The sequence below is a fragment of the Rathayibacter iranicus NCPPB 2253 = VKM Ac-1602 genome (genome assembly GCF_003149025.1).
Classification (GTDB): Bacteria; Actinomycetota; Actinomycetes; order Actinomycetales; family Microbacteriaceae; genus Rathayibacter; species Rathayibacter iranicus.
The window spans coordinates 442,936-464,044 of record NZ_QGDV01000001.1 but is presented as its reverse complement, the minus strand read 5'-3'; the positions used below and the strand labels follow the sequence as shown (position 1 = coordinate 464,044).

Here is a 21,109-nt window from a genome sequence, read left to right as displayed (position 1 = left end):
ATCAAACATTCTTAAGAATTTGAGACTAGAGTTTCCTCGTACAGCGCGCGAATACTTACCGCATCCCAGTCGGCAAGGGCCATATTTGAGCCGCCCCAGGCTCGGATACAGCTGTCGGCCGCCCGGCTCGCCAACTTTGCAGTAATTTTCGGCGGCACAATCGACAAGTACTGCGCGAATGCCGAAATCCACTCGCTAGCCCGGGACGACTCGAGTGGGAGCATGCGCCTCATTGTGGACCAGAAGGCGCGCAAGGCGTCCTGGTCACCAAGTCGGAGGTGGCCTTGCTCCAGCAGTCGCCAGATTGTCGGAGCCAGGGCTGAGGTCGCTTCCACCTTCGACAGGGCACCGGCGTGGGCGAGCTCGTTTGCAAAATACCAGTGGTAAATTGCGTGCGGATCGCTAGAGAATCCCGTGAAGGATGTCTTCGATTCGGCGCCTATTAGGGCAATATCGGTGCGGGCATCGGGAGCCTCCTCCTCCGCGAGTTGTATGCATGCTCGTACAATTCGCTCACCCAAATCGACGGCACGACGACGGGTCAGAGGACTCGCAGTCGTGGATATTGCAACAGCTGCTATCCGCAATAATATCTCGTAGGCGCCGTCGCGGACTTTTCGGCCTGATAACGAGTCAAAGTGGGTGGAGTCGATTACTGCGAAATCTGGGCGGAGATCGTCTCCCGAGACAAGGCGGTGTCCGTCGGCAGTCGTCACACACGCGATGGGACTCACCTCTGACGCAGTACCGACCGTCGTCGGAACGGCAACAACAATGCCTCCCGAACGGCGTAGGTCGCGCCGCGTAGCGTGCTCGCCACCGCATTGCAAGACACGTCTGAACTGGGTAAATGAGCGACCGCTAGCCGCCACGGCGAAAGCCAGCTTTGCCGAGTCCATCACGGTGCCGCCGCCGACTGCGACAATCGCTCCCGGTGACCGCATGCCTATCTCATGATATATGCGCTCGATCGAGCCGAGAGTTGGACCATCGATGACTACCATCCCGCTCTGAAGATGGGCCTGGAGCGTCGCCGTCCGAAATGCATTGAAGGCGTCCGTGACGATAAGTGTCACCCGACCTCGAACCAGCGAACTGATAACCGAGTCTGCAACTCCGTGGCCGACATACAGTCGCGTCGGCGACCAGGACATATCAACCATCGAAATCGACCCTCCGATCAATGCGCCGAAGCCCCTCACGAAGTGCTATCTCAAGTTCTTCCAGATGATTACGCTCGAGGACCAAGGGTGGGAGAAGCTGAATGCAGGATGGACCTGGCTGGACTATCACTCCGGCTTCCCGGACAGAGTCGACGATAGACGCCACCTGTGTGGGCGACAAAAGGTGACCCCTTTTCGACTTGAGGTAGATCCCTCGCATGCATCCGCGGCCGGTGACTCGGTCGACAAACGAAAATGCCGCGAGCCGTTCGACGACGCCGTTGAGCTTGATAGCAAGATGTGCTGACTTTCCGGCGATGTCGAGTCGGGACATCTCCGCGAGCGTTGCAACGATCGCGGCGCAACTCGCCGGAGAACCGGCCTGCGTTTCGCCATGAACAAACGTCGCGCCCTGCTCCCCAAATTCGGCGCTGACGGAAGGCGCAATCAATACCGCCGATGCGGCACAGGTCCCATTCGTCAGCGCCTTCGAGAGAATAAGAATGTCCGGTGATATCGCCCAATCCTGCGAGGCGAATTTCTGACCAGCCCGGTAAAAGCCTGTGGCAACTTCGTCAGCTACTAGAAGGAAACCGTAACGCTCCTTAAGCCGTAACACCTCAGATAGAAAGGCGGCCGGTAGTTCCACGGCGCCCGAGCCAAGAACCGGTTCCAGCACGATCGCGGCGACACGATGACCTTCGCGAGCCATCAACGCGGCCAGTTTCTCACCGTCGTCGTCGTAGGGTACGTGTCGGATCGAGCGGCGATCCACCCCGTACGTCGTCTGGTGCAGGTCATCGCCGCTGAGCGCATGGCTCCCGTAGGTTGTTCCGTGGTAGCTCCCCAGGAGACCGACCACGATCCGACGTTGTGCATCCGAACGGAGAACCCAGAAGTGGCGAGCCAGCTTCATCACGGCATCGTTAGCAGAGCCGCCTGAAGTTGAGAAGATGACACGATCGAATCCGTCGCCGACGAAATCCAGTAGAGCAGTAGCTGCGTCCGCGGCGTAGGAGTGCATTGACCTGAATAGCGTGAGGTAGGAGGCACGGTGAAGCGATTCCGTGATTGCGTCGGCAATGGCCGAGTTCCCATACCCAAGTGGCACGTTCCAGAGTCCACTCGTCGCGCACAGAAGCTTCCGCCCATCGGCCATTTCTACGTGGACGCCGTGTGCACCTACCGCCATCTGAGAGTCGAGCACGCTGGTCGAGCGGGACGCCGGCACTAGCGAAGTCCACGCTCCGCCCGTTCGCATGTAGGCGTGCTGCGTCATTGCGCAAGCCCAGTCGCAGAGGTGGAGACCGCCCAATGGGCCTGGAGCGAGGCTGGAGATTTGAACCCGAACCGGCTAGCAACCTCGTCGAGTATTGACCACGCGCGATCTTTTTCGATGGCGAGGCATTCGGCGAGGCGCTCCGCCGAGCGTGTCGGCTTGGACGAAGTCATGAGGGCTTCAATCGCAGCCGCAGTTCGGACCGGGACTTTGAACCGCCGTCCTGTCGCAAGATCTTCTAGAACGAGGTCTTCTCCGATAAACGATAGGTACGGTGCATGATAGGAAGGGGTTGCGGCGTCATTTCCGTCGTCGAGAATTGAGTGACCGAAGCCAACGATTCGGGCATCCGTGTCGCGATGGGTTCGCTTCAAAAGATCGAATATACGAAGATACCGGCCAAGCCACGGCCTTGTGCTACAATCGTTGATGAGGTTCGGACGCGGTATGGATCCCTCGAACTCAGCCACCGGTCCAGACAGATTATTTCGGTGAGCTTGTAAGGCGACAGCGTCCAAACTTTCGCCCTGAGGCCCTCCAAATATTGTCCCATCCGCCGAAAAGTACGGCCGGAATGCTTGACTGTTGCTTGATTCCGCAAAGAAAGCGAACGACCCGGCGAGGAGGAGTCCATCTTCTAAGAATTGACGAGGGAACGGTCCGCCTGAATATGCTTCGTCAGCATCCGCGAGGAATGCGTCCCACTCGCGAAGGTCCTGAATCCGTGCGCACGTCGGTCCAATAATATCTATGAAACCAGAAGCCAGGTAGTCCTGAAGCTCAACCGTATGACCGCAGACTGTTAGTTCGTCACCAGCCGCACCGAACCTACCGTCGTACTCAATAGTCGCTCCGGCAAAGTCAGCAACATTAACACCTGTTGGCACAAACAAAACGTCGTCTTCCACGAGGGTCTCGACTGCCATTGCGGCGCTATCCTGATCCTCTGCGAAGCCGATCGCTTGTCCGGGCACAAGCACACGTCCCGTGATCCACGCCTCAACGTATCTCCCGACAACTGCTTCATCGTCGATGCGCAGACTTGAGCCAAGTTCCGAAGCCATTCCTAAATTCCTTTGAGTAAGCGGAGGGCATGATGAAGCACACGCGATAGAAGTGGGCGTGTTTGAAGGTAGTAAAGACGAAATTCGTTACGCTTAATATATAGCCATGTAAGAATCGTCCACAACTGAGCTAAGCAGATTTAGTGATTAGACCCCGATTTTCGGCCTTCGATGAAAGAAGCGGGCCTCGTACTCACTATCTCGAACGTTGTCGCATACGGAGCGCGCGGACACCCGTAATGAGCAAGACAAGCGCTAAGATTCCGAGGATGATTGTGGTGCAATAATCGAACCAGGTCTCGGCCGTCCCTCCGCGCACTACTGCGAGGCCAACTGCTGAAACCGCCAGGGCGACCAGCGTGATGCCGCGCCCTTTGCGAGAGCGATCGACGTCCGAACCGCTACTCGCATCCTTGTATGCCTCGGTATCGCCGTGCGGAATCTTTTCGTTCATGTGCCCTCCCCGGTACTCCGGCGCGCGTCCCCGTGAAACAGAGGACATCTCATCGCGCAGTCAGATGCTCTCATCTCGATCTGTGCTGTGCAACTCAGGCGCAAAACGTCGTACTCGAAGTGCGATACGAACGCATAGATCTCTCTGCGTGCGGCACGATCTGGAGTCGGAAGGTCCGTCTCCGAAACGTCCTAGCCTCGATAGTTCGTGGGGGGTCTCGGGCGCGACGGTGTGCTTGTTTGGGTCTGATTCTGTCCGCTGGGTACGACAGTTGGGTCGCGTGTCGGTGCGTTAGTGGATTTCCAGGCCGTGGTCTTGCGGGTGGCGCGCGGGGATGAGGGTTCTTGGCGCGAATTGGTGCTCTCGCGTGAGCGCGGAACCGACCGATCGCTGCGAGGGCTGCGGCCCAGGCGGCCTTGTTGGAGAGGCGCAGGATCATGCGGCGTCCGATGCATCATGCCGATCAACCCGGCGACATCCACGGCCGCGCGGACGTCGCCGTGGGCGGTGGGCGTCCACATGGTCTCAGGGATCATCCGATACAACTCCGGAGTGTCGAACGGCAGCCGGAACCGGCCGACTAGACAGTCGCCGGCCCGTAAGCCAAGAGGAACTCGCGGGTGCCGCGGCCAACCGCGGAGATCAGGTGAGGTGCCCCATTCTTTCTGGACCACCGCGGAATTGGTGGAATTACTGCGTTGACCGAAAGGATTATCGGGATGTCCAGCTCCCGTGGGAAGTATTCTCTGGAGTTCCGCGTGGAAGCCGTGCGTGAAGTGATTGATAACTCGCGAACCGTCGCGGACGTTGCCCGTGAACGCGGACTCGTTCCACAAACGCTCACGCATTGGGTCGCGGCGTTCCGCCACCATCACATTCAACTACACCGGCGATCACGATGAGCCGCCGAAGCCGACCGCTCGCCGGGAGTATGACGTCCGGAGCCGTACTCCCCCTCAACAGGTGGGTAGGCTGACTCAAAAGCACGTGCTCCGGGGTCGGTGAGAATTCCGAACCGGCGGTGACAGTCCGCGAGCCGCGACCCCCACACGGGGCTGCGGTTGACCTGGTGGAACTCCAGGACCGACGGTGAAAGTCCGGAGGAGAGGCAGCACGAGCGTCGCGCAAGCTAGCGCGGTGCTGAGCGACGGTGCCCGCGCACCGCCGATCGAGACCCCGGAGTTCGGCGACGAACGGAAGACCGGGAATGACGATCGACTACGAGCACGCGATGCGCCGGGCGCTGGCACTCGCCCAGCGTGGGCCCGCGCGCGGCCCCAACCCGCGGGTGGGCTGCGTGATCCTGGCGCCCGACGGAACGCTGCTGAGCGAGGGGTGGCACCATGGCGCCGGCACCGCCCACGCCGAGGTCGACGCGCTGACCCATGTCACGCCGGGCGCCGCCTCCGGAGCCACGGCCGTCGTCTCCCTCGAGCCCTGCGACCACACCGGGCGGACCGGCCCGTGCAGCCGCGCCCTGATCGACGCGGGAATCGCGCGCGTCGTCTACGCCGTCGCCGATCCCGGCGAGCACTCGAGAGGAGGCGGGCGCACCCTGCGCGCGGCCGGAGTCGAGGTCATTGAGGGAGTCCTTGCGGACGAGGCCGAAGAGTTCCTGCGCGCCTGGCTCACGGCCAACCGCCGTCGACGCCCCTTCGTCACGCTCAAATGGGCGTCCACCCTCGACGGCCGCACCGCCGCCGCTGACGGGAGCAGTCGCTGGATCACGGGCGGCGCCGCGCGTCAGCGGGTGCATGAGCAGCGCGCCGCGCACGACGCGATCCTGGTCGGCACCGGCACGGTGCTGGCCGACGACCCCGCCCTGACCGCTCGGGGCGACGGAGGCGAGCTGCTCGCCCACCAACCGGTGCCCGTCGTCGTCGGCTCCCGACCCATTCCGCCCGGCGCCCGTCTCCACGCGCATCCGCGCGCTGCGATGCTCGAGCGCTCCCACGACTTAGCCGCCGTCCTCCGCCGCCTCTACTCCGCCGAGATCCGCAGCGTCTACGTCGAGGGCGGGCAGACTCTCGCCTCCGCCCTGGTCGCCGCCGGACTGGTCGATGACTACCTCGTCTTCCTCGCCCCCGCCCTGCTCGGCGGCCCCCGCCTTGCGCTTGGCGATCTGGGCGTCGCGAGTATCGGCGACGCCCGGCGCCTGACCCTCCGTTCCGTCGAGCTCCTCGGCGACGACATCCTCGTGACCGCGCGCCCCGGCGCCACGGGCGGCGCCGAGATTCCGGCCCGCCTCCCCCAAGCCCTGCACATGGAGACCCACTGATGTTCACCGGAATCATCGAAGAGATCGGCGTCGTCACGGCGGTCGAATCGGGCACCGACGCAATCCGGCTCGAGATCCGCGGCCCGCTGGCCGTCGAGGGAGTGCGCCACGGCGACTCGATCGCGGTCTCGGGCGTCTGCCTCACCGTTGTCGAGCACACGAACGAGGGCTTCACCGCCGACGTCATGGCGCAGACCCTGCGCATGTCGACCCTGGATGGCGTCGCGGTCGGCGACTGCGTGAACCTCGAGCGCGCGGCGCTGGTCGGCGACCGGCTCGGCGGGCACATCGTGCAGGGCCACATCGACGGCACGGCGAGCCTGCTCGCACTCACCCCGGGCGAGGCGTGGCGCGTGCTGCGCTTCTCGCTGCCGGCCGCGGCCGCTGCACTGGTCGTGGACAAGGGCTCGATCGCCGTCGATGGCGTCTCGCTGACAGTCTCGGCGATCAGCCCCGCTATGGAACGGGAGCCGTGGTTCGAGGTCTCGCTCATCCCTGAGACGCTCGCCGCGACGACACTCGGTCACCGCGCGATCGGCGAGCAGGTCAACATCGAGACCGACATTCTGGCCCGTCACGTCGAGCGGATGCTCGCGCTGCGCGGGGTCGCCGAGGCCCGCTCGTGAGCCTCGCGACGATCCCGGAGGCGATTGCCGCCCTGCGTGCCGGCCGGCCGATCATCGTCGCCGACGACGAGGGCCGCGAGAACGAGGGCGACGTCATCGTCTCGGCCCAGCTCGCCAGCCAGGAGACGATCGCGTGGATGGTCCGCCACTCCTCCGGTTTTATCTGCGCCCCAATGACGAACGAGATCGCCGACCGCCTCGCCCTCCCGCTGATGGTCATTGAGAACGAGGACCCGCGCGGCACCGCCTACACGCTCTCGGTCGACGCGGCCGACCGCCTCTCCACCGGCATCAGCGCCTCCGACCGCGCGCACACCCTCCGAGTGCTCGCCAATCCGGAGTCGACACCCGCGCGCCTGCACCGCCCCGGCCACATCCTTCCCCTGCGCGCCGTCGATGGTGGCGTGCGCGAGCGCGACGGACACACCGAGGCGGCGGTCGACCTGATGAAGCTCGCCGGTCTGTTCCCGGTCGGCGCCATCTCGGAGATCGTGGCGGAGGACGGCGAGATGATGCGCCTCCCCGGTCTGATCGCGCTCGGCGAGCGCGAGGACGTGCCCGTGACCACGGTCGCGGCGCTCATCGCCTACCTACAGGATGTGCACGGCGACACCGAGGTGCCCGTCGCCGTCGCCGTGCCCGAGAGCCCCCGGGTCAGCTTCGAGGTCGAGACAACCGTCCCGACCACACACGGGCCATTCCGGATCCGCGCCTATCGCGACCGCCAGACGGGAGCCGACCACGTCGCGATCCTCGCAGGAGACGTTGCGAGCGGCCGTCCCGCGCTCGTGCGGGTGCACTCCGAGTGCCTGACCGGCGAAGCATTCGGCTCGCTCAAGTGCGAGTGCGGGCCGCAGCTCGACGCTGCCCTCGACACGATCCAGCGTGACGGCGGAGTCGTCGTCTATCTTCGCGGGCACGAGGGTCGGGGCATCGGCCTGATCAATAAACTGCGCGCCTACCGACTCCAGGAGGACGGGCTCGACACCCTCGAAGCCAATCTCGCGCTCGGGCTCCCGGCCGATGCCCGCGACTACGGCGCGGCCGTCGGCATCCTGGAGGACCTCGGCCTCACCGAAGTGCGCCTGCTCACCAACAACCCCGAGAAGGTCCGCCAGCTCGCCACCCGCGGGATCGTCGTCTCCGAGCGCGTCCCGCTCGTCGTCGGCATCGGCGCCTTCAATGAGGGCTACCTCGAGACCAAACGCGACCGCATGGGGCACACCCTCGGCAGCGTGCTCGAGCACCTCGACGCCGGAATCGCCGGCGCCACGACAAAGGAGTAACAATGGCCGGTAGCGGCGCCCCCACCACCTCTCCCCTCGATGGCTCCGGACTGACGGTCGTCGTCATCGCCGGCACCTGGCACGAGCAGATCACCGACGGCCTGATCGCGGGTGCGAGCCGCGCGCTCGACGAGACCGGCGCCTCCTGGTCACTGGTGCGCGTGCCCGGGTCGTTCGAGCTGCCCGTCGCGGCGAAGGTGGCCCTGGAGGCGGGGACCGACGCGGTCGTCGCGCTCGGCGTGATTGTCCGCGGCGGCACTCCGCACTTCGAGTACGTCTCGGACGCCGCCACGACAGGTCTCACGACCGTGTCGATTCAGACCGGAAAGCCGGTCGGCTTCGGTGTGCTCACCCTCGACACTGAGCAGCAGGGCCTCGACCGTGCCGGACTCCCCGGCTCGAAGGAAGACAAGGGGCGCGAAGCAGCGGAGGCGGCAGTCGCGACCGCGCTTCTGCTGCGTTCGCTGCGCGGCTGAGCGCGCACCACCCCGGTCGGGATGGCACGCGAAGCTGGGAGAACACAGGGTAAAGTGAGCGGGTCGTCACAAGCGACCCTCTTCTCCTCCCCCTCGCCCCAGCGGCCCGCGACGCCTGATCGACGCCCGCCCCGCCAGCGCCGGGGAGCCGTTGTCGACACGGAGCCCCTCCCTCATGTCTTCCTCCCCCTCCGTCTCCGCCGCGCCCGCTGCTGCCCCGCAGAATTCGCGCGGCCGGGTCATCTTCGCGAGCCTCATCGGCACGTCGATCGAGTTCTACGACTTCTATGCTTATGCGACCGCGGCCGTCCTGGTCTTCCCGGCGCTCTTCTTCGCGAACGAGGACCAGAGCATCGCGCAACTGGCCTCCTTCGCCGTTTTCGGAGTGGCCTTTATCGCCCGCCCCATCGGCTCGATCATCTTCGGCCACTTCGGCGATCGCGTCGGCCGCAAAGGCACCCTGGTCGCCTCCCTGCTCACCATGGGCATCGCGACGGTGTTGATCGGCTGCCTGCCGACCGCCCTCACCCCAGGCTGGGAATTCTTCGCTCCGTTTCTGCTCGTCGTGATGCGCTTCTGCCAGGGCCTCGGGCTCGGCGGTGAGTGGTCCGGAGCCGCGCTACTCGCGACAGAGAACGCCCCGGCCGGCAAGCGCGCCATCTACGGCACCTTCCCGCAGCTCGGCGCACCCATCGGCTTCATCGTCGCCAATCTGCTGTTCCTGGCGCTGTCGAGCACGATGAACGATGAAACCTTCGCTGCATGGGGTTGGCGGGTGCCATTCCTCGCGAGCGCCGTGCTCGTCATCATCGGCCTCTACGTGCGCGTGAAGTTGGTGGAAACCCCCGCGTTCCAGAAGGTGGTTGAGAAGGGCGAGGTGGCTAAGCTGCCCCTGGTCCGCGTGTTCGTCACCAGTTGGCGACCGCTGATCCTCGGCACCTTCATCATGCTGGCGACCTACGTGCTCTTCTACCTGATGACCACGTTCACCCTGACCTACGGCACCGCACCGGCTGACGGCCCCGCCCCGGGCCTGGGCTACAGCCGCAACAACTTCCTCATCATGCTGATCATCGGCGTCGTCTTCTTCGGAATCTTCACCCTCGTATCCGGACCCCTGGCGGAGAAGTTCGGGCGCCGCCGCACGCTGCTCGTTGTCACCACCGCAATCCTCGTATTCGGCTTGCTCTTCGTCCCCCTGTTCAGCGGTGGTTTCGTCGGCGTGATGGCGGTCCTCATCCTCGGCTTCACCCTGATGGGCCTGACCTTCGGACCGATGGGCGCGGTCCTGCCCGAACTCTTCCCGACGAACGTCCGTTACACCGGGTCGGCCATGTCCTACAACCTGGCGTCGATCCTCGGAGCCGCGCTCGCCCCGATCATCGCGGTCGCGCTCTGGCGGTCGGCCGGCGGCAGTACCGTCCTGGTCGGGCTCTACCTCAGCGCCGCAGCGGTACTGACGCTGATCGCACTGCTGCTCTCGACGGAGACGAAGAACGCCTCGTACACCGACAACGTCTCGTAGGAGGCCCTGCTCGCGCGCGATCTGCAGGGCCAGGTGCGATGTGCAGGGACACGTGCGATGTGCAGGGACACGTGCGATGTGCAGGACTACGTGCGATGTGCAGGGGATCTGCGAGGAATCCGTCGATCCGCCGTTGGCTACGTAGGCGGACATGTGCATCCCCTGCACATCGCACACGCCGTCGCCGCCAAGGTCGCCACCCGTTGACGCAGGTGCAAGCGCCACCCTCGTGTCGACCAAGATCGACAGGCGTCCGCGCCCCGGCCTGTTCGCAGCGAGGAGGGGGCACAATGAACGACGGCACGATCACGGCGCTCGCGGACGACGCCGGAGCCGACGATCAGATCACGGCGTGGCGCTCTACCGTGTAGAGAACTCGATCGAGCAGAGAGTGGCGCCGTCAGGCGGGCGCGCACCGCGAATGCGTTGCGGCAGCTGATCGCTCTCGGCGTCAGCGGTCAGCCGGTGCACAAAAAGTACGGCCGAGCATGAGCGGGGAAGAACGAGCGATGAGCACCACGGGCACGAGGCGGAGCGGACGACGACCGGGCAAGGACGACGGCCCCCGCGCCTCCTTCTCGCAGCTGGTCCCCTATCTCCTCGAGCACCGCGGCGTTCTCTCGATCGTCGTCGTGCTGAGCCTGTTCGGGGCGGCGACAAGCCTCGGGCAGCCGCTCCTCGTCGGGCAGGTCATCACTCGCGTGCAAGAAGGACTCGACCTTGGTCCCCTCGTCTGGGCACTCGTGGGCCTCGTCGTTGCCTCCGGTCTCCTCTCGGGCTTCGCGCACTACCTGCTCCAGCGCACAGGGGAGGGCATCGTCCTGTCGAGTCGGCGCCGCCTCGTGGCCCGGCTCCTGCGACTGCCGATCCGCGAGTTCGACGCGCGCCGCACCGGCGATCTCGTCTCCCGCGTCGGCTCCGACTCCACGCTGCTGCGCGCGGTCCTCACCCAGGGGCTCGTCGACTCGATCGCGGGCTCGCTCGTCTTCGTCGGTGCGATCATCGCGATGGCGATCATCGACTGGGTGCTGCTGCTGATCATCGTGGTCGTGGTGGCGGTGGCCCTCGGACTCGCGCTGACGCTCGGGCGCGGTATCCGCACGGCCAGCCGTCAGGCACAGGAAAAGGTCGGCGATCTGGCTGCCTCGGTCGAGCGCGCAATCAGCGCCGTCCGTACGATCCGGGCAGCGGGCGCCACCGACCGCGAGATCGCTGTCGTCGACCGGCACGCAACAGAGGCATACCGGCTCGGCCTGCGCGTGGCACACGTCTCCGCCCTGGTGGTTCCGGTCGCGGGCATTGCCATGCAGGTCGCATTCCTCGCGGTCCTCGGAGTCGGCGGCTACCGGGTTGCGTCCGGAGCGATCGACATCGCCCAGCTGGTCTCCTTCATTCTCTTTCTCTTCATGATGGTGATGCCGCTCGGTAACTTCATCGGCGCAATCACCTCCGTCAACTCCGCGCTTGGCGCCCTCGGCCGTATCCAAGAGATCATCGACCTGCCGATCGAGGGTGACGGCGACGGCTCGGCGGGCGGGCTGGGCGCCGGCGTAGCGGAGAAGGCGATTTCGTTCGAGGACGTGATGTTTTCGTACGCGGAAGGCCCGGTTCCTGACGGACTCACCTCACCGGAGCGCGACCGGACCGTTCTGCGCGGCGTCTCGTTTACCGTGCCGCGCGGCAAGCGGACTGCGCTCGTCGGGCCCTCCGGCGCCGGCAAGAGCACGATCCTTGCGCTGATCGAGCGGTTCTATGACCCCGAAGCGGGTGTCGTTCGCCTCGGCGGAGTGGACATCACGGCGATCGACCGCGATGCGCTCCGAGCGCAGATCGGCTATGTGGAGCAGGACGCGCCGGTGCTCGCCGGCACGATCCGCGAGAATCTCGTCCTCGGCCGGCCCGACGCCGACGACGCCGACTGCTTCCGCGTCCTCGAAGCCGTTAACCTCACGGACGTGCTCGAGCGCACTCCGCTCGGCCTGCACGCGCCGGTCGGCGAGAACGGCGTGATGCTCTCGGGAGGCGAGCGTCAGCGGCTCGCCATTGGACGCGCCCTCCTTGCCGCGCCGCCCGTCCTCCTTTTGGACGAGTCGACCTCGAGCCTGGACGGCCTCAACGAGCAGCGCCTGCGCCTCGCGATCGACGCAGTGGCCGAGAACCGCACGCTGCTGGTCATCGCGCACCGCCTGTCGACCGTCGTCGACTCTGATCAGATCGTCGTGCTGCACAAGGGCGAGGTCGTCGGAGTCGGTACCCACTCCGAGCTGGTCGAGTCAACGCCCCTCTACCGCGATCTCGCCAAGCACCAACTGCTGGTCTGACCACCCCTGCTCGTTTACCACGGACCATGCCGGTCGCAGAGCCCCTGCACACGACCTATCGACGCCCGCGTCAGCCCGTCGGAGTCTCGGTGGATGACGCGTCGCCACCCTCCTGGGGCGCTTTTTTCGCCATCGCCATCGCCTCGGCGGAGCAATTCGTCAGCGTCGCGTCGTACGTCTCGCGCAAGCGCTGGGCCGTGACCTGGTCCTGCTCCTGCGCCAGCGGGTTGGCCGGCGGAGGCCGCTGATCCAGCCCGTACCGGGAAAGACAGTCCTGGATGAGCCGGGTGATAAGTGCTCCGTCCGGGCCGTTGATGTCGGGGGTACCGGGGTCAGTGGGGGTAGCCGAATCGACGGGTACGGCGGGCGCGCTCGACGTCGACTCCTGCACCGAGCCTCCCGGAACGTCGGCCGGGCGAGGCATGCAGCCTGAGAGGCCGAGCACGAGACCCACAGCAACTAGCAGAGCGACAACCGGGCGGAGCCTCGGACGCTGGAGCATGGGCTACCTCGATCACGACTGCGCGGGTGGGAGTGGCCCCACGGTAGCGCAGCGATGGTTAGCGCGGGAGGACGGGCGCTCTCTCCTGCCGAGTGGCACCCTTGAGGGGTAAGGATGCTCACGAGTAACCACCGACCGAAGCCTCATGTCACATCGGCCAACGCCCACATCGCGACGGCGCTCGCGGCCGCAACGTTCAGCGAGTCGATCCCGTGCTGCATCGGGATCTGCACAGCGATATCGGCCGCGGCGAGGGCCTCCGGCGAGAGGCCGTCGCCCTCGGTCCCGAGCACCAGCGCAACTCGCTCGGGAGCTGTGGCCGCGAAATCGCGCAGCGGCACCGCCTCCGGAGTGAGCGCCATCGCCACGATGGTGAAGCCCGCACCGTGCAGGAGGCGCTGCGTCGCAGGCCAATCCCCCACGCGTGTCCACGGAACCTGCAACACCGTACCCATGCTCACCCGGATCGCGCGGCGGTAGAACGGGTCAGAGCAGCGCGGAGTCACCAGCACAGCATCCGCCCCGATCGCTCCGACGGAACGGAAAATCGCACCCACGTTCGTCGGGTCGACCACGTCCTCGAGCACGACCACCCGTCGCGCTCCCGCCAGCAGCCGCACCGGGTCGGCCAGCTCCGGGCGGTCCATCGCGGCGATCAGCCCGCGGTGCAACGTGTAGCCGGTGAGCTCCGCGAGCAATTCGCCGGGCCCGATGAAGATCGGCACGTCGCGGTCTCCCACCAGTCGCTTCGCCTCGGCTGCGGACCCACCCAGCGCGAGCACGGACCGCGGTTGGTGGCCTGCGGCCAGGGCCCGCTCGAGCACGCGAGCCGATTCGGCAATGTAGAGGCCATGCGGACCCCGGGCGTTCTTCAGCGCGACATCCGTGGCGTGCGCGTAGTCGCGCAGGCGTGGCTCCGCGAGCGAGGTGACCTCGATCATCTCCACCGGTTCAGGCGAAGGGATCAGGGGTGAGCGTGTACTTGGTGCTGAGGTACTCGTGAATGCCCTCGAGCCCACCCTCGCGTCCCAGTCCTGACTGCTTCACCCCGCCGAACGGCGCCGCCGCGTTCGAGACGACCCCGACGTTCAAGCCCATCATCCCTGTGGCCAGCCGATCGATCATCCGCTGCCCACGGGCCAGATCACGGGTAAAGACGTAGGAGACGAGGCCGTATTCGGTGTCGTTGGCGAGAGCGACAGCCTCGTCTTCGTCGTGGAACGGCACGATTGCGACGACCGGCCCGAAGATTTCCGTGCGGAGGATCTTGCTGCCGCCGTCGACATCGGAGAGCACGGTCGGCGCGTAGAAGTGGCCGGGGCCTTCACTGCGCTTCCCGCCCGTTCGCAGCCGGGCTCCCCGCGAGACGGCGTCGTCGACGAGGGAGGCAACCTTGGCGACGGCCCGCTCGTCGATCAGCGGACCGATGCTCACACCATCGTCGGTCCCGCGGCCGACCCGCAACTCCAGCACCCGCTCGGTGAGCCGGGTGGCAAACTCCTCGGCGACCGATTCGTGCACGACAAAGCGGTTGGCCGCCGTGCAGGCCTGCCCGATGTTGCGGAACTTAGCGAGCATCGCGCCGTCGACTGCGCGGTCGAGATCTGCATCGTCGAAGACGACGAACGGCGCGTTTCCGCCCAGCTCCATCGAGGTCCGGAGCACGTTCTCGGAGGCCTGCTGAAGCAAGGTGCGCCCGACCGGGGTGGAGCCGGTGAACGACAGCTTGCGCAGGCGCGGATCGGACAGGATCGGCGCCGAGACCGCTCCCGCCGACGAGGTCGTGATCACGTTGACGACGCCCTCGGGCAGGCCCGCCTCGGCGAGCAGACCGGCGAACGCGAGCGTGGTCAGCGGAGTCAGCTCGGCGGGCTTTACCACCATCGTGCAGCCCGCGGCCAACGCCGGTGCGATCTTGCGGGTCGCCATGGCGAGCGGGAAGTTCCACGGGGTGATCAGGTAGCACGGACCGACCGGGTGCTGCGAGACGATCATCCGGCTGCCGCCCTCGGGCGAAAGACTGTACCGGCCAGAAATGCGTACCGCCTCCTCACCGAACCAGCGGAGGAACTCGCCGCCGTAAGCGACTTCGCCTAACGCCTCCGCGACCGGCTTGCCCATCTCGAGCGACATCAGCAGGGCGAAGTCGTGCCTGCGCTCGTACAGAAGATCAAAGGCACGGCGCAGGATCTCGCCGCGTACTCGGGGCGCCGTCGCTGCCCATGCCGGTCCTGCCGCCACCGCCGCGTCGAGCGCCCGCACGCCGTCCTCCGGCGTCGCGTCCGCGATCGTCGTGAGGACCGAGCCGGTGGCGGGATCTTCCACGTCGATCGTGCCACCTCCCGAGGAATCGACCCACTCACCGCCGATCAGCAACTGTGTGGGAGTATGCGCGAGGAGAGCTGCCTCGGCGGAGCGGGCGGCGGCGGAATCGGTCACGGGAGGGAACCATTCTTCGGATCGGTCCGCGCCAGCCACGCGGTGAGGGGCTTTTTTCGTTCCTCCAGCTTAGGTTGAGCGGTTCGTCGACGGAGCCGAGAAGACCCGATCCTGCAGTACTGCCCCCCGCGCTGTGCCTGTGGAGGGACGACATGGCGGACGGCTTGCCCGAAACGAGACGGCCGGTTAGCGGGACTGCTCGATGCGGACTCCTGCTGTAGCAAGCTCGCGCAGCGCCTCGGCGCTCCTTTCACCCGAGACACCGGCGACGAGATCCTCGAGCACACGCACCTCAAGCCCTGCCCTTCGCGCATCGAGTGCCGAGGCGCGCACGCAGTGGTCGGTCGCGAGGCCGACCACGTCAAGCACGGTCACGCCGAGGCCCGCCAGGGTGTCCGCAAGGGCCTGACCGTCAGTCGTCGTCCCTTCGAACGCCGAATACGAGGGCCGCCCCTGCCCTTTGCGGATGTGCACGTCGATCCGATCGAGGTCGAGCGCCGGGTGGTACTCCGCTCCCGGCGTCCCCGCTATGCAATGTACCGGCCAGGTGTCGACGAAGTCGGGCTCTGCGGCGAAATGCCCGCCATTGTCGGAGGAGCCGTCATGCCAGTCGCGCGACGCGAGCACCGTCGCGTATCGCTCGGGGTGGGCGGCGAGGTGCGCAGAGACCCCCGCCGCGACGGCCTCGCCACCGGACACGCCGAGCGCACCGCCCTCGGTGAAGTCGTTTTGCACATCGACGATGAGGAGTGCCGTGGTCATAGTGGTCCTTCCGAATCAGGAGTCCGAGAGCGAGCCGCCGCAGCGGTAGAAGCCGGTGACGAGGGTGTCGATCGCGATCTTGGCGGAGTCGGCGACATCGCCAAGAGCGTAGACCGCAAAAGTGAGGACGGTGCCGTCCTGCGCGGTGACGATTCCGGCCAGCGTGTAACCGGTGTCGATCCAGCCCGTCTTTGCGCGTACCGCTCCATCGGCGACCGCATTATCACCAGTGAAGCGGTCGGCATAGGCCAGCGAACCCGTCTGACCCGACACGGGCAGACCGTCGAGAAGGACGCCCAGCTTCCCCTCTCTCGCCGCCACCTTGCGCAGCAGCTCGGTGAAGGAGGCGGGAGCGACGGCGTTGTCATCGCTCAGCCCCGAACCGTCCACGATCGTGATGCCCGCCGTGTCCACTCCGTCACCGGCGAGACCCTGCACAATCCCCGCCTGTTCGGCGCCGAAGTCGCTGCCCGACCCGGTGCGGATCGCGACGAGCCGCGCCAGCATCTCGGCAATCGCGTTGTCCGAGACGAGCAGCATCTGCTGCACGAGCGCGCTCACCGGTGCGGATTCGACAGTGCCCAGCACCTGAGCACCCGCGGGCGCGGTGCCGGTCGAGATCGCCGGCGACCCACTCAGTTCATCAGCGAACGCCTCCCCCGCCCGCCCAACCGGGTCGGTGCCGCGCTTGGACGTGGAGGCGGACGGGTCATCGCGGTCGCCGTCGACCTGGAGCGCCGTGATCTCGGGCATGTAGCCGTCGACCTGCTCCTTGCGGTTCCAGCTCGCCCGCCACGTCTCGCCCGAGTAGAGCGACGCGTCGAGGACGAGACTGGTGATCGGCGTGCCGACTGTCGCGGGGTCGGCGTCCCGCGCACGCTCGACCTGCGCCGCGAGAACGTCGAGGTGCGCCGCTCCGGCGTAGGTCGATTCCTCTCCACTCGGCAGCCGCGTCAGCGTGAGATCGCCGCCGCCGACCAGGACGACCGACCCCGGCTCACTGCCGCGGACCACGGTCGTCGGGATGCGCGTGTCCGGCCCGAGCACCTCGAGTGCGGACGCAGCGGTCAGAATCTTGAGCGCCGACGCAGCACGGGAGGCTGTCGTGCCGCCACGATCGAACAGCACCTCGCCGGACGCCGCGTCGACTGCACGGGCCTGCATCGAACCCAGCCGCGGGTCGGCAGCGAGATCTGCCACGGAACAGGTCCGCAGACTTCGGGCCTGTGCCTCGGCGGTCGGACGCGCGACAGTCGTCGGAGTCCATGTCTCGCTGGGCGTCGCGATCGACGCAACGGGCAGCGCCTCCGACCCGACGCGACTGCCCACAGCAGTGCCCATTCCGAACGCACCCGCACCAGCCACCGCGAGCACGGCTACGATCGCGAGCGTCCAGCGACGGGGAGGGAACTCGATCATCCGCGCCATGGTAATCGCATCGGCATGGCCTAAGGGTGCAGGAGGAGGAGAGCCGCCTGTGGGAATCGAACCCACGACCTTCTCATTACGAGTGAGACGCTCTGCCGACTGAGCTAAGGCGGCGTGCACACGGGGCCGGAGCCTCGGACACGATTACAGAGCATAGCCTGCCCGCACGCCCCCGGGTGAATCGAGCGCGGGCTGTTCCTCAGACCAAGACGTCGCGCAACTCCTCGAAGGAGCGGGAGATCCGACCAGACAGAGACTCCCGGCCGTCATGGTCGACCCAGGCTGCCCACGCATGCCGCATCGCTGCAAGACCCAGAAGGGTCAGCATCCTCGCGTGGCTGCGCGCTCGTTCGGCGTCGTCGTCATCACGCTGAAGGCGCTCGACGACCAATCCCTCAATGACGAGTTCGAACTCGCGCATCCCCGCGATCTTGAGGCCCACCAGGTGGGGCTGCTCGCGGAAGAGAGCACGCCGCAGTACGTGCAACTCGCGGTCGTCCTCAAGCTGCTCCATGACCGCGACGAAGACGCGCTGCAGATCATCGAGCACCGGCCCCTCTCCAAGAACGAATGCGGCGGCGGTCTCGTCGGAGATCACCGGAAGTGTGCCGACGAGAGCGTCCTCCTTCGAGGCGAAGTAGTTGAAGAAGGTCCGGGTCGAGACATCCGCGGCCCTCGACACGTCCTCGATCGTCACCCGCTCCGGCCCACGCTCGCTGGCGAGGTGGAGAACGGCAATCTCGATCGCCCGCCGAGTCGCGAGCCGCTTGCGCTCACGGAGCCCGGGCAGCTCGCGAGGTCGCTCCTGTTCGGTCAGCACTGCGGATCCTCCTCAGGGACGGTGCCGTCGATCAGGTACGCGTCGACCGCGTCGTTCACGCACGAGTTCGACTTGTTGTAGGCGGTGTGACCCTGGCCGTTGTAGGTGATGAGGTGGCCGTCCGCGAGTTGGCCCGCGAGCGCCTGCGCCCAGATGTAGGGCGTCGCGGGGTCCTTCGTCGTGCCGACGACGAGAATCGGTGCAGCGCCCTCCGCTCGGATCGGCGCGCGCGAGCCCTGAGAAGCGACCGGCCATTCGCCGCAGGCGATGTCGCCGTACGCGAGGTACCGACCGACGGTGGGCGCCGCCTCCTCGAGAGCGGCGGCGTCGGCACGCATTGAGGCGGTGTCGGCGTTGAACGAGTAATCCATGCAGTTGATGGCGAGGAACGCCTCTGTGCTGTTGCCCGAGTAGGTCCCCTTGGCGCTGCGGCTGTTGTAGGCGTCGGCATACTGGAACGCGATCTCGGCGCCGCCACGGCGCACATCCGAGAGCATCTCGCTCAGCGGGCGCCATCCGTTCGCGTCGTAGAGCGGATAGATGATTGCCGTCCAGAGCGTGTTCGCTCCGAGCTTCCGACCGTCGTTCGCCCGAATCGGGGACTCGTCGACCTGCGCGAGCATCGAGTGTAGCTGCGTCATCGCTTCGTCGACCGAGCCGGTGAAGGGGCAGCCCGAGGAGCCGAGGCAGTCAGCGAGGTAGGCCCGCAGCGCTCTCTCGAAGCCTTTCGCTTGCTCGCGGAGGACATCGAACGAGGTCGCCGCAGGGTCGATCGCTCCATCGAGCACGAGTCGTCCGACACGCTCCGGGAACAGGCCGGCGTAGGTGGCGCCGAGGTAGGTGCCATAGGAGTACCCGAAGTAGTTCAGTCTCTCGTCGCCGAGAGCCGCGCGCAGAACGTCCAGATCGCGGGCGGCGTTGGGCGTGCCCACCTCGGGCAGAAGGGGACCGCTGCGCTGCTCGCACCCGGCGGCGAAGGCCGCAGCCGAGGTCCGCTGGGCCTGGATCCACTCGTCGCTACCTCGCTCGCCCGGTGTGATGTCGTAGAGGTAGGAATCGAGGCCGGCAGCATCGAGGCACGAGACCGCAGTCGAGGCACCCACGCCGCGGGGGTCGAAGCCGACCACGTCGTAGCGGGCAGCGAGCCGGGTGTCGACAGCCAACGAGGCACTCTTGCGGATGAAATCGACGCCCGAGCCGCCCGGCCCGCCGGGGTTCATCAGGAGGGAGCCGAGAGCGGGGCCCTCCGTCGCTGGCCGGCGCACAAGCGCGATCGACGCGGTGTCACCGGCCGGGTTATCCCAATCGAGCGGGACCGTCGCATCGGCGCAGAAGGCTCCGCCGCCGCAGTCGTCCCAGACGAGGACCTGCGAGTAGTAGCGGGCAAGGTCGGCGTCAACGCTCTGCGGCGCCGGCGTCGAGGTCGTCGCAACGGTCGAACCGGTCGTGAAGCAGGCCGTCAGGAGCGAGACGACCACGACGAGGGCCGCGAGCGCCCAGGAGCGATGAGCGCGCGTCATGCTGCCACCGCCTGGCGAGCGGCGACGACCAGCATCGCCTCGAGGGCAAGCACCGGGGAGACGTTGGCGTCGATCCGTTGACGTGCAGCGCCAACGGCGTCGAGTACGTCCAGGGTGCGCTCGGGCGAGGTGGAGTCGGCGAGGGCACTCATCTCGGGCCGCACCTCCTCGTTGATCACTCCCCCCGGCGCCCCCAGCTGGAGGCGGACCACATCGCGATAGAGGGAGAGCAGGTCGACGAGGATCCGGTCGAGACCGTCGCGGAGGCTGCGAGTCGCCCGCCGCTTCTGGTCCTCTTCGAGCGCCCGCAGTTGCGAGCGGAGCTGCGCAGGCACCGTCCCGCCGGGCTCGACGCCGAGGGAGCGCAGAGCCTGCTGCCGCTCCACCTCGTCGCGCTCGAGGGTGATCGCTTTCGCGTCCTCGGTCGCGACCTCGATCATGCGGGCCGCTCCGAGGACTGCGTCCGAGACCCCCCGCAGGCGCAGGGCGATCCGGAGCGTCTCCTCGCGCCGCTCCCGGGCGTTCGCATCGGTCGCGAGCCTGTGCGCCATTCCGATGTGGCTTTGCGCCTGACGAGCAGCCCGTTCCGCGGTCGCTGCGTCGACGCCGTCGCGACGCTGTAGCAGCCCAGCCACGTCGTCAACGCTTGGCACCCGGAGGCGCACCGAGCGTGTCCGGGAGCGGATCGTGGGCAGGAGGTCGGCTTCGCTGGGTGCGCAAAGGATCCACACGGTGCGCTCCGGCGGCTCTTCGAGTGCCTTGAGCAGAACGTTGGAGGTTCGTTCGCTCATTCGGTCGGCATCCTCAATCACCATGACGCGGTAGCGCGAGATCGAGGGGGAGTATTGCGAGCTGCTGACCAGCCGACGTACCTCCTCAATCGAGATGATGACGCGTTCAGTCGTCAGGACGGAGAGATCGGGATGCGAGCGCGCCGCGACTTGGCGGCAGTCGGGACACTCGCCGCAGCCCCCACGCCGACACAACAGTGCGGCGGCGAAGGCGTAGGCGAGGTTCGAGCGGCCGGATCCGGGTGGACCGGTGATCAGCCAGGAGTGCGTCATCGAGGTCGACTCGTGTCCGCGGTCATCCCGGGGTATGGAGGCATCCTGCAGGGCTCCGATTGCGTGTTCTTGTCCTACGAGGTGGCTCCAGACGTTCATGCG

Annotated in this window: 19 protein-coding genes, 1 tRNA gene and 1 riboswitch; of the genes, 7 read left to right on the top strand and 13 right to left on the bottom strand. The window is 66.5% G+C overall.

The window, feature by feature from the left end; all coding sequences use genetic code 11:
• Positions 1-11 precede the first annotated feature (11 nt).
• The 4 genes from B0H03_RS02235 to B0H03_RS02225 form a co-directional block, all read right to left on the bottom strand.
• The gene (locus tag B0H03_RS02235; RefSeq protein WP_104263677.1) at positions 12-1,163 is read right to left on the bottom strand and encodes an iron-containing alcohol dehydrogenase; all 1,152 of its coding nucleotides are present in this window, start codon (positions 1,161-1,163) and stop codon (positions 12-14) included.
• Entirely contained in the window at positions 1,156-2,424 is a 1,269-nt protein-coding gene (mpaD, locus tag B0H03_RS02230) for a daptide-type RiPP biosynthesis aminotransferase (RefSeq protein WP_104263719.1), read from the bottom strand. The genes B0H03_RS02235 and mpaD overlap by 8 nt, the downstream gene beginning before the upstream one ends.
• Positions 2,425-2,438: 14 nt before the next feature.
• Entirely contained in the window at positions 2,439-3,506 is a 1,068-nt protein-coding gene (gene mpaB, locus B0H03_RS16090) for a daptide biosynthesis RiPP recognition protein (protein WP_127843837.1), read from the bottom strand.
• Between the two features lie 196 nt (positions 3,507-3,702).
• Positions 3,703-3,960 (bottom strand): hypothetical protein, encoded by a 258-nt coding sequence (locus B0H03_RS02225; protein WP_104263676.1) that lies wholly within the window; start codon positions 3,958-3,960, stop codon positions 3,703-3,705.
• Between the two features lie 719 nt (positions 3,961-4,679).
• On the opposite strand from B0H03_RS02225, the gene B0H03_RS17395 reads away from it, so the two are divergent.
• The 7 genes from B0H03_RS17395 (at position 4,680) to B0H03_RS02185 (ending at position 12,472) form a co-directional block, all read left to right on the top strand.
• Complete coding sequence (locus tag B0H03_RS17395; RefSeq protein ID WP_104263675.1) at positions 4,680-4,862, top strand: transposase; 183 nt, start codon at positions 4,680-4,682, stop codon at positions 4,860-4,862.
• An 82-nt stretch (positions 4,863-4,944) separates the two neighbouring features.
• A riboswitch (FMN riboswitch) is annotated at positions 4,945-5,078 on the top strand.
• A gap of 89 nt (positions 5,079-5,167) precedes the next feature.
• Positions 5,168-6,238 carry a bifunctional diaminohydroxyphosphoribosylaminopyrimidine deaminase/5-amino-6-(5-phosphoribosylamino)uracil reductase RibD gene (gene ribD, locus B0H03_RS02215; RefSeq protein ID WP_237399270.1) on the top strand — a complete coding sequence of 357 codons (1,071 nt, stop codon included), beginning with the start codon at positions 5,168-5,170 and terminating at the stop codon, positions 6,236-6,238.
• Complete coding sequence (locus B0H03_RS02210; RefSeq protein WP_104263674.1) at positions 6,238-6,864, top strand: riboflavin synthase; 627 nt, start codon at positions 6,238-6,240, stop codon at positions 6,862-6,864. The genes ribD and B0H03_RS02210 overlap by 1 nt, the downstream gene beginning before the upstream one ends.
• Positions 6,861-8,150, top strand: a complete 1,290-nt coding sequence (gene ribA / locus B0H03_RS02205; RefSeq protein ID WP_104263673.1) for a GTP cyclohydrolase II — start codon at positions 6,861-6,863, stop codon at positions 8,148-8,150. Before B0H03_RS02210 ends, ribA begins: the two co-directional genes overlap by 4 nt.
• Positions 8,151-8,152: 2 nt before the next feature.
• Positions 8,153-8,626, top strand: coding sequence for a 6,7-dimethyl-8-ribityllumazine synthase (gene ribH, locus B0H03_RS02200; RefSeq protein ID WP_104263672.1), 474 nt, complete (start codon positions 8,153-8,155; stop codon positions 8,624-8,626).
• A gap of 175 nt (positions 8,627-8,801) precedes the next feature.
• The gene (locus B0H03_RS02195) at positions 8,802-10,151 is read left to right on the top strand and encodes an MFS transporter (RefSeq protein WP_104263671.1); all 1,350 of its coding nucleotides are present in this window, start codon (positions 8,802-8,804) and stop codon (positions 10,149-10,151) included.
• A gap of 509 nt (positions 10,152-10,660) precedes the next feature.
• Positions 10,661-12,472, top strand: coding sequence for an ABC transporter ATP-binding protein (locus B0H03_RS02185; protein WP_104263670.1), 1,812 nt, complete (start codon positions 10,661-10,663; stop codon positions 12,470-12,472).
• A gap of 70 nt (positions 12,473-12,542) precedes the next feature.
• On the opposite strand, the gene B0H03_RS02180 is transcribed toward B0H03_RS02185, so the two are convergent.
• The 9 genes from B0H03_RS02180 to B0H03_RS02140 all read right to left on the bottom strand — a co-directional run bounded on the left by B0H03_RS02180 (position 12,543) and on the right by B0H03_RS02140 (position 21,106).
• Positions 12,543-12,974 carry a hypothetical protein gene (locus B0H03_RS02180; protein WP_104263669.1) on the bottom strand — a complete coding sequence of 144 codons (432 nt, stop codon included), beginning with the start codon at positions 12,972-12,974 and terminating at the stop codon, positions 12,543-12,545.
• Between the two features lie 143 nt (positions 12,975-13,117).
• On the bottom strand, positions 13,118-13,921 hold the full coding sequence (locus B0H03_RS02175; protein WP_104263668.1) for a TrmH family RNA methyltransferase: 804 nt from the start codon (positions 13,919-13,921) through the stop codon (positions 13,118-13,120).
• Between the two features lie 4 nt (positions 13,922-13,925).
• A complete protein-coding gene (locus B0H03_RS02170; protein ID WP_104263717.1) occupies positions 13,926-15,413 on the bottom strand; it encodes an NAD-dependent succinate-semialdehyde dehydrogenase in 1,488 nt (495 codons plus the stop codon).
• 186 nt (positions 15,414-15,599) lie between these two features.
• Positions 15,600-16,175 (bottom strand): nicotinamidase, encoded by a 576-nt coding sequence (locus B0H03_RS02165; protein WP_104263667.1) that lies wholly within the window; start codon positions 16,173-16,175, stop codon positions 15,600-15,602.
• 15 nt (positions 16,176-16,190) lie between these two features.
• The gene (gene dacB, locus B0H03_RS02160; RefSeq protein ID WP_160487214.1) at positions 16,191-17,594 is read right to left on the bottom strand and encodes a D-alanyl-D-alanine carboxypeptidase/D-alanyl-D-alanine endopeptidase; all 1,404 of its coding nucleotides are present in this window, start codon (positions 17,592-17,594) and stop codon (positions 16,191-16,193) included.
• Between the two features lie 50 nt (positions 17,595-17,644).
• A tRNA-Thr gene (locus B0H03_RS02155) sits at positions 17,645-17,717 on the bottom strand.
• Positions 17,718-17,802: 85 nt separating this feature from the next.
• Complete coding sequence (locus B0H03_RS02150; protein WP_241560358.1) at positions 17,803-18,423, bottom strand: TetR/AcrR family transcriptional regulator; 621 nt, start codon at positions 18,421-18,423, stop codon at positions 17,803-17,805.
• The gene (locus B0H03_RS02145; RefSeq protein WP_104263665.1) at positions 18,417-19,943 is read right to left on the bottom strand and encodes an alpha/beta hydrolase; all 1,527 of its coding nucleotides are present in this window, start codon (positions 19,941-19,943) and stop codon (positions 18,417-18,419) included. The genes B0H03_RS02150 and B0H03_RS02145 overlap by 7 nt, the downstream gene beginning before the upstream one ends.
• On the bottom strand, positions 19,940-21,106 hold the full coding sequence (locus B0H03_RS02140; RefSeq protein ID WP_104263664.1) for a DNA polymerase III subunit delta': 1,167 nt from the start codon (positions 21,104-21,106) through the stop codon (positions 19,940-19,942). The genes B0H03_RS02145 and B0H03_RS02140 overlap by 4 nt, the downstream gene beginning before the upstream one ends.
• Positions 21,107-21,109: the final 3 nt, after the last annotated feature.

Excerpts from the sequence above, each read along its gene's own strand:
- B0H03_RS02235 (WP_104263677.1), bottom strand. The coding sequence starts at position 1,163 with ATGGTTGATATGTCCTGGTCGCCGACGCGACTGTATGTCGGCCACGGA.
- mpaD (WP_104263719.1), bottom strand. The coding sequence starts at position 2,424 with ATGCGAACGGGCGGAGCGTGGACTTCGCTAGTGCCGGCGTCCCGCTCG.
- mpaB (WP_127843837.1), bottom strand. The coding sequence starts at position 3,506 with ATGGCTTCGGAACTTGGCTCAAGTCTGCGCATCGACGATGAAGCAGTT.
- B0H03_RS02225 (WP_104263676.1), bottom strand. The coding sequence starts at position 3,960 with ATGAACGAAAAGATTCCGCACGGCGATACCGAGGCATACAAGGATGCG.
- B0H03_RS17395 (WP_104263675.1), top strand. The coding sequence starts at position 4,680 with ATGTCCAGCTCCCGTGGGAAGTATTCTCTGGAGTTCCGCGTGGAAGCC.
- ribD (WP_237399270.1), top strand. The coding sequence starts at position 5,168 with ATGACGATCGACTACGAGCACGCGATGCGCCGGGCGCTGGCACTCGCC.
- B0H03_RS02210 (WP_104263674.1), top strand. The coding sequence starts at position 6,238 with ATGTTCACCGGAATCATCGAAGAGATCGGCGTCGTCACGGCGGTCGAA.
- ribH (WP_104263672.1), top strand. The coding sequence starts at position 8,153 with ATGGCCGGTAGCGGCGCCCCCACCACCTCTCCCCTCGATGGCTCCGGA.
- B0H03_RS02195 (WP_104263671.1), top strand. The coding sequence starts at position 8,802 with ATGTCTTCCTCCCCCTCCGTCTCCGCCGCGCCCGCTGCTGCCCCGCAG.
- B0H03_RS02185 (WP_104263670.1), top strand. The coding sequence starts at position 10,661 with ATGAGCACCACGGGCACGAGGCGGAGCGGACGACGACCGGGCAAGGAC.
- B0H03_RS02180 (WP_104263669.1), bottom strand. The coding sequence starts at position 12,974 with ATGCTCCAGCGTCCGAGGCTCCGCCCGGTTGTCGCTCTGCTAGTTGCT.
- B0H03_RS02165 (WP_104263667.1), bottom strand. The coding sequence starts at position 16,175 with ATGACCACGGCACTCCTCATCGTCGATGTGCAAAACGACTTCACCGAG.
- dacB (WP_160487214.1), bottom strand. The coding sequence starts at position 17,594 with ATGATCGAGTTCCCTCCCCGTCGCTGGACGCTCGCGATCGTAGCCGTG.
- B0H03_RS02145 (WP_104263665.1), bottom strand. The coding sequence starts at position 19,943 with ATGACGCGCGCTCATCGCTCCTGGGCGCTCGCGGCCCTCGTCGTGGTC.
- B0H03_RS02140 (WP_104263664.1), bottom strand. The coding sequence starts at position 21,106 with ATGAACGTCTGGAGCCACCTCGTAGGACAAGAACACGCAATCGGAGCC.